7 protein-coding genes are annotated in these 7,810 nt (G+C 61.1%); 1 reads left to right on the forward strand and 6 read right to left on the reverse strand.

Translation table 11 applies throughout. The features are described 5' to 3' along the window. Positions 1-47: 47 nt before the first annotated feature. From HMPREF1136_RS02685 to HMPREF1136_RS02700, 4 genes are all read right to left on the reverse strand, one after another. Positions 48-1,535, reverse strand: a complete 1,488-nt coding sequence (locus HMPREF1136_RS02685) for an alpha-amylase (protein WP_034504574.1) — start codon at positions 1,533-1,535, stop codon at positions 48-50. Between the two features lie 125 nt (positions 1,536-1,660). After that, positions 1,661-2,650, reverse strand: coding sequence for an EcsC family protein (locus HMPREF1136_RS02690; RefSeq protein WP_009647787.1), 990 nt, complete (start codon positions 2,648-2,650; stop codon positions 1,661-1,663). Positions 2,651-2,799: 149 nt separating this feature from the next. Then, on the reverse strand, positions 2,800-3,768 hold the full coding sequence (locus tag HMPREF1136_RS02695) for an EcsC family protein (protein WP_009647789.1): 969 nt from the start codon (positions 3,766-3,768) through the stop codon (positions 2,800-2,802). 143 nt (positions 3,769-3,911) lie between these two features. Continuing rightward, on the reverse strand, positions 3,912-5,000 hold the full coding sequence (locus tag HMPREF1136_RS02700; protein ID WP_009647784.1) for an EcsC family protein: 1,089 nt from the start codon (positions 4,998-5,000) through the stop codon (positions 3,912-3,914). Positions 5,001-5,145: 145 nt separating this feature from the next. Between HMPREF1136_RS02700 and HMPREF1136_RS02705 the strand changes: the two genes are divergently transcribed. Next, on the forward strand, positions 5,146-6,018 hold the full coding sequence (locus HMPREF1136_RS02705; RefSeq protein WP_034504581.1) for an EamA family transporter: 873 nt from the start codon (positions 5,146-5,148) through the stop codon (positions 6,016-6,018). 399 nt (positions 6,019-6,417) lie between these two features. On the opposite strand, the gene HMPREF1136_RS11145 is transcribed toward HMPREF1136_RS02705, so the two are convergent. Then, positions 6,418-7,389: a hypothetical protein gene (locus HMPREF1136_RS11145; RefSeq protein ID WP_232204161.1), complete on the reverse strand. Its 972-nt coding sequence runs from the start codon at positions 7,387-7,389 to the stop codon at positions 6,418-6,420. Continuing rightward, positions 7,376-7,810: DUF6318 family protein (locus tag HMPREF1136_RS11010; RefSeq protein WP_009647790.1), on the reverse strand; the 435-nt coding region annotated here is incomplete at its 5' end. The genes HMPREF1136_RS11145 and HMPREF1136_RS11010, both read right to left, overlap by 14 nt.

Genomic DNA, 7,810 nt, shown 5'->3' on the forward strand with positions numbered 1-7,810 from the left:
CTGACCCGGGCCTCGTCCCCGTCGACGAGGCCCGGGCTGCGTCACGCTCAGACGCGCGGCACGTAAACGCTCAGGCCCCCGTCACTGACGGTGCCCGTCAGCGTACCGTCGTCGGCGACGCGCACGGACGGGTGGCCGCCGATGAGGCACTCCCACTCCTCGCCCGCGTGGTGGGTTCCCACGTACAGGGTTTTCTCGGCGGCGCGACGGTCGGAGAGGATGACGGCGCAGCCCGTGCCGGGCACGTCCGCCCGACCTTCGCGGGAGAAACCGACAACGTCCGGGTTGTCGAAGGCGCTGTGCTGCGGACCGATCGCGGCGCGAAAGCGCACGCCCATGAGGATGGGGAGCTCACGCACAGCAGGCAGGTCGCCGGTCTCGGGCGTTCCCAGGAGGTCCCCCCAGAAGACGCAGGGCACCCCGGCCTCGTTCAGGAGGATCAGCGCGTAGGCGGCTGCCTTGAACCAGGAGGCCACCGTGGAGGCCAGGGATTGTCCGGGCTGCGTGTCGTGGTTTTCGACGAAGGTGACGGACAGTTCCGGGATCGACGCCGTCAGCGTGTTCTCCCACAGGCGCGACAGGTCGACGTTGCCGTCCGAGACCGATGCCTGGTGGAGGTGGTAGTGCAGAGGCACGTCGAAGAGCATGGCGTTGGGGACCTCGTGCAGGTAGGCCTCGAGTTCGCGCACGTCGCCGCTCCAGTACTCGCCGACGGCGGGCAGCAGGCGGCCCGTGGAGGTGCGCAGGTCTTCGAGCCAGCGCGCGTAGAAGTCGGATCCGACGTGCTTGACGGCGTCCAGGCGCAGCGCGTCCACGCCGGTCGTCTCCACGTACCAGCGTCCCCAGCGGTCCAGCTCCTCGCTGACGCGCGGGTCCGTGACGTGCACGTCACAGCCCATGAGGTAGTCGAAGTTGCCGAACTCGGTGTTGACGGACTCGTTCCAGTGCTTTCCTTCGAAGAGCCACAGGCCCTTGCGCTGCGTCGCCTGGTCCCAGTCGATGCCATGGAAGCATGTCCAGTCCCACGTGAAGTCCGAGTAGGCGCCGCCGCGGCCCGGGAACGTGAAGCGGGTCCACGCCTCGATCATTTCGGGTTCGCCGATCACCTGATGGCGGTCATGTGGGTTGATCGGAGTCGCGCGCACCATCTCGGTCGCATCCGCGCCCATGCGGTGGTTGAGGACGATGTCGGCGCACACGGCGATCCCCGCCTCGTGCAGGGCATCGATGGCAGCCAGGTATTCGTCCTTCGTCCCGTACTTCGTGGGGATCGTGCCCTTCTGGTTGAATTCACCCAGGTCGTACAGGTCGTAGACGCCGTAGCCGACGTCGTTGATACCGTAGTTTCCCTTGTAGGCGGGCGGCAGCCAGATGATGGTGACGCCCAGGTCCGCGATCGATTGCGCGTGCTGCGCCAGGTATCGCCAGTGGCTCGCATCCGGCGCCATGTCCCACGCGAAAGCCTGCAGTATCAGGGGCCCTGCCTCTTGCGTCGAAGAATGCAGGGGCTTCTGTTTCGTGTCACTCACCCGCATATGGTGGCAGGTTGCCGGGCGTTGGGAGTCCTCGTTCGACAAACAGTGGCGAGTTAAACACACGAGGCCGTGGTCAGGCTGAGCAAGTCCGCGCGGTTCCCAGCCACGGCCTCGTGCGTGGGCACCTACTTCCCCTTCCGCAAGCGTTGTTTCACGCCACCCGCAATACCCGTGGCACCCTCCGCGATGCCCGACACCGCGCTCTTCGCCCCGACCATCACGACCTGCGCCTTGCCTTTCATGGTTTTCTGGACGCCGTCCACCACGAGCTGCTTGCCGCGCGCCGGGGTCGTGTCGAGGACGTGCTGCGCCCAGGCCTCGGCGGCGATCCCGGGAGGGGGCAGCTCACGCAGATGACCCTTCAGGCGTGCCGACTGGGTCTGGAGCGCCATGAAGGTCAGGCCGCTCGACACGAATCCGCCAATGACAGGGACGATCTTCGAGGCACCCTTCGTGAAGCTACTCTTCGTGATGTTGATGCCGATGACGCGCAGCGAGTACTTCACGACCGGGTACCACGTGATGCTCATGAGAGCCCGCTTGGTCACGTGCTTCTGATAGGCGGTTTTAGCGGCGATGCGCGCGAAAGCCGTCAACGACTGGGCGGCTCCACCGACCCCCAACATGACGCCGAAAAACACCGCGAGCACGCCGATCATCTCATCGTCCTCGTCCACGTCGGCGAGGAGGTCACGCCACCCGTACAGGTAAGCGAGCTTCTGCATGATCCGCAGAGCGTGCGCGTAGTACTGCATCAGGTCCGCGGGGATCGTGCCGAGCATCGCGAAGCCACCGGGCAGACCCGCCGCGAAGGAGAGTGCGGCCGATTTGTTCGTCTCGTAGGTGATCGTCTCGTCGGCGAGGGTGTCGAGCGCCAGCAGCGGAACGCCCGCCAGCGCGGGGCTGGTGGCCAGCGCCCGCTCGATGACCTCCTCGCTTGCGCGAAGCTTCGTCAGCTCCTGGCGCAAGAACTCATCGCGGTTAATCCGCACACCCGGGAATCGAACAACCTTCTTCAAAAAGTCGAGTCCGTGCTGTTCCGCCGACGAGGCCTGCTCAGCGGTAATTCCACGCAGCTCGCCGTCCACTCCATAGTCATTTATTTTGCCGAGCATTGCGCTCCTTCACGTCTCGCTGCCCACCGGCAGCTCACTGACCTCTACGCACACTCTAGCGTGGGACCTGCCTCTCCCCTGCCACGAGGCCGGGGCTGAGTTCACGGATGAGCGCGGTCCCGGCCCGTGCCTCGTTGTCAGCGATCTTTCTATCGGTGTCCGAAGAGTCCCTTGACACCACTGGTGACACCCGATGCTGCACTCACCACGCCAACCGCAGCGATCCCAACTCTCCCTTGGAAAGCCGCATCGACAGCCCCCACGATGCCTTGTTCCTGTTCAACAGAGTTCGCTGTCGTAATGCCCTGCTTCCACATCTCGGCATCAATTCCGGGAGGAGGAAGCTCGCGCAGGTGCTTCTTCAGTCGAGAAGACTGCGACTGAAGCGACATAAAAGTCAAGCCGCTCGAGACAACGCCACCAATGTCGGGGAGCACCTTCGAGAATCCCTGAGTGAAGGCTTTCTTGGTGAGATTGACGCCGATATATTGGAGGGTCTTTTTGACAGCCCGATACCACGAGGTCTTCATCAGGAGCTGCTTGGTCACTTGCTTTTTGACTGTGTCCATCACGGTCGAACTAGCGAAAGAGGAAAGAGACATAGCTGCCTCTTCAACGTCGAGCATCACGCCAAAGAAAATGGCAATGATACTGATCGTCTCGTCGTCTGCCTCTTCCTTCGCGCTGAGTAGCTCGGACCACCCGTAGAGGTATGCAAGCTTCTGCACGATCCTGAAGGCATGCACATAGTACTGCGTAATGTCGGCCGGGATCGTCCCAAGCATCGCAAATCCTCCGGGGATACCCGCTGCGAAGGACATTGCTGCGGACTTGTTTGTCTCGTAGGAGATAGCTTGCTCAGCCAGCCTATCGAGTTCAGCTAGCGGGATACCAGCGAACGCAGGGTTGGTATCGATCGCCCTCCGAATCACCTCTTCGGGCACGCCACGCTCACGCAATTCCTGGCGCAAGAACTCATCGCGGTTAATCCGCACACCCGGGAATCGAACAACCTTCTTTAGAAAGTCGAGTCCGTGCTGTTCCGCCGACGAGGCCTGCTCAGCGGTAATTCCACGCAGCTCGCCGTCCACTCCATAGTCATTTATTTTGCCGAGCATTGCGCTCCTTCACGTCTCGCTGCCCGTCGGCAGCTCACTGACATCTACGCACACTCTAGCGTGGGACCCGCCTCTCCCCTGCCACGAGGCCGGGGCTAGTTCACGGATAAGTGCGCCTCAGCCCCAGCCTCGTGAGTGAGCGGTTAATTCTTACGCCCGAACAGGCCCTTCATACCTCCGGCGATGGCGGAGGCCGCGCTCGTCGCACCGTCGGCGATGGCGGAAGCAGCGCTCGTCGCACCGTCGGCGACGACCTTGGTCGTGCTTTCGAGCGCACGCTGCGCGCTGTCCAGCACGCCCTGTTCCTGGTCCTTGGAGGTCGCTTCGCTGACTGTCTGCTTCCAGACCTCGGCGTCGACTCCAGGAGGCGGCAGCTCGCGCAGGTGCCCCTTGAGACGGGTGGACTGGGACTGGAGCGACACGAAAGTCATGCCGCCCGACACAACACCGCCGATGACTGGAATAACCTTGGAGACACCCTGGGCGAAGCTCTTCTTCGTGAGGTTGATGCCGATGAAGCGCAGGCATTGCTTCACGACCGGGTACCACGAGGTCTTCGTAAGCGCCTGCTTGGTCAGCTGCTTCTGGAACGCGGGCATCGCGACCGAGCGCGCGAACACTGTCAGCGACTGGGCCGCGCCGCCAACGCCGAGCATGACGCCGAAGAACATCGCTAGGACACCGATCGTCTCGTCATCGACCTCATCCATGTCACTGAGGAGCTCGCGCCATCCGTACAGGTAGGCGAGCTTCTGCATGATCCTGAAGGCGTGTACGTAATACTGGGTCAGGTCCGCGGGGATCGTGCCGAGCATCGCGAAGCCGCCGGGGATACCAGCCGCGAAGGACATCGCCGCGGACTTGTTCGTCTCGAATGAGATGACACCGTCCGCAAGTTTGTCGAGATCAGTCAGACAGACACCGGCCAGCACAGGGTTCGAGTCGAGCGCGCTCGCGATCGCCTCGTCACTCATGTGAAGTTTGCGCAGCTCCTGACGAAGGAACTCATCCCTCGTGATACGCACGCCACGGATGCGCACGACCTTCTTGAGGAATTCAATCGCGTACTTTTCGGCCTCCGAGTCCTGCTGGGCGATCGTTTCGCGCAGCTCATCGACACCCTCGGTTACTTCGTCCGTGAGTTCCACTTCGCCGCTCGTGTCGAGCACGATCTCCCGGCCGTCTTCTTCGAATTCACCGTTGATGCCAAGCTCGTCGATGTTGTCGCTCATCTTGTTCCTTTACATAGCGTTGTTGCCTCAACACAGAGGCGAATAGTCAACAACTATAACCTACTTTTTTCGCGATCTGACGCCCATGACACACCGTCATTTTGCTCGGGTGCAAGAACATCAGAAACGGGCCTACTCTAGTCTCATGTGGTTACTCGCCGCCTGCTTGTCCGCCCTGTTCGCGGGGCTGACGGCGGTCCTCGCGAAAGCTGGGGTGGCGACGACGAGTTCCACAGTGGCGACGGCCCTACGAACGGTCGTCGTCGCGGCAGGGGCGTGGGGCATGGCCGCCCTGGTCGGATCGGCGTCATCCCTCGGCACCATCGACGGGCGGTCGCTCCTGTTTCTCATCCTGTCGGGCCTGGCCACCGGGGCCTCGTGGCTGTGCTACTTCGCGGCCCTCGCGCGGGGCGACGTATCCCGCGTGGCCCCCATCGACAAGCTGTCGACGGTCCTGGCGATCCTCCTGGCCCTGATCCTGTTGGGCGAGCCTGTGACCGCCTGGGGTGTTGTCGGGATCGTTGTGATCACGGCGGGGACCCTGCTCATGGTCGACCCCGACGACCTTTCTGGGCTGCCGCTCGCCCTGCGCCGGGGCGGTAGTTGGCTCACGTACGCGCTCGCGTCCGCGCTGTTCGCCGCGTTGACGTCGATCTTGGGTAAGGTCGGTATCTCCGGGGTCGATCCGACGCTGGGAACTGCGGTACGCACGTTCGTCGTGCTGGCCATGGCGTGGGTGATCGTGGCATGGCAGGGGCGTATTCGCGAGGTGCGGTCGATCCCCGCGCGCGAGCTGGCCTTTATCGTCGCGTCGGGTGCCGCGACATGCGCGTCGTGGTTGGCGTACTACCACGCGCTGAAAGACGGGCCCGCATCGGTCATCGTCCCCATCGACAAGCTGTCGATTCTCGTCACCGTTGCCTTCTCGGCAGCCGTGTTTCACGAGCGTTTCACGGGGCGATACCTGGCGGGCCTCGCCCTCATGTGCGCGGGCACGGCGGCCATGGTGGTGGCGTAGGACCCATTGCGCGCAGCACCACACACCCAGCATCAATCCGCGTACACGTACCGCCTTGACTTGACAGATACCGAAGCCCGGGTGTTACTATCAACGCACAACGTAGGCTTAGCCTGGTTAGCCGGGCCGGGTCGGGAGGGGATCGATCATTCTGGTCGCATTCCCTCCTTTTTATTACTGCGCAACTTCGAAGGTGATGAACGCATGCGCCGACGGTGCTATCAGAACAGAACTCTGAAATTTATCGAACAATTAAAGCATTGATAGAGATCGACGAAGGGTACTGCCAACGCGTGAGGGAGCGATTCACAGCCCTTCCCGACTGACTTGACGACGCGCCGGACCACCGCACCACATCTCACCTCATGGAGAGAGGGCACAGTCTGGATCATCCTGTGACTAGTGGCCTTGTTTTTCTTCCCAGGTGTCGGTGTTGTTGATGACCAGGTGGGACAGGGGGAATTTGCCTGTGGTTTCCGTGGTGGTGACGAGGCCGTTGATGGTTTGTGTTTCCCCGGTGAAGGGGTTGGTGGCTGTACCACTCCATGTGGTGGTCAGGGTGATGTCGCGGTCCTCGTGAGGGTATGGGCCGTCAAGCATGGAGCGCCAGCCCTGGGGTGGCGTGTAGTAGTGGCGGATCAGGTTCGGGTCGGTATTTAAATCCATGCCCTCGGACCACACTGATCCTGTGGAGGTGGTGACCAGGTTGGGGGTGCCATCTCCCCAGTTCCATTCGTAGTTCGTGGCGGTGAGCGTGATCGTGATGTCGCGTCCCAGCAGGTTGATGACGTGGGTTTGGGTGGGGCTGGTGACCGCGACGATGGTGGGGATGAACTTGTTCGTGTAGGAGACCCCGAGTGGTCGCTTATACAACCCGGCCCCGTCGGCGTGGATGACGGTGGAGGCCAGGTAGAGGATGTCGCGCGTGGTGGGTACACGCCCTGGGTCTTGATTGGGTCCACCCTCAGGATCAGGAGGCAGCTCACACCGAACGATAGTGGTGTCATCAGAAACAATCGGACTGTTGGCCGCCTTCCCAATGAACAGTTCCTTACAACGATCTTTGTAAGAACCAGAAACAGGATTAGCCTTCGCATCAGCCGTCTTCTGCGCCCTCTGATCATCCAGAGTTGACGAACCACCACCACTCGACGGCTGCCCAGAGGATTTTATCTGCTTCTGCTGCTGCGCCAACACGGTAAGGCTGTCATTGTCGGTATTGATGCAAATCCCAAGTTGTATTCCGGTGTTATCAGTGCAATTGTCGATCGGCTGAGCAACTGTTTCGTCGGTAATGCTGATCGTAAGAAGGGCGCATAATATGGCGCTGAGGCTAAATTTGATAACCTGAGTCCATTTACTTTTGCTCATTATTGAGCACGCTCCCTCCCGTTGAAATCCAGCCACCGTTTTTCCAAGTCATGAAGAACGCGTACGTGACTGGCTCGTCGGAATTCTTATCGATGATCTTTTGTCCAACGCATGCGATTCCGTTGTTTGAGGTGCCATCGAATACAACTGCGATAGTATTAGGTTCAACCCCCCATTCCTTTTCAGATGCTGGCAATACTGACACTATGTTTGTTACGGTTGTCTTGTTGCCGTACATCCAGCCATTTGCGTAGAGAGCATTGACATTCTTGATGTGGCCTTCGCGGAATTTCTCTCCGGGTTGCGTGATGTCTTCGAATGGTTGTGTGTCTCCGGTGTTCCATGCGTAGGTGAGTGTGTCGAGGAGGTACTCGGCTGCGAGTTCTGCGCCCCTCTCGGTGTTTTCTTTGGCTTCTTCGGG

Source organism: Actinomyces sp. ICM47 (genome assembly GCF_000278725.1).
Lineage (GTDB): Bacteria > Actinomycetota > Actinomycetes > Actinomycetales > Actinomycetaceae > Pauljensenia.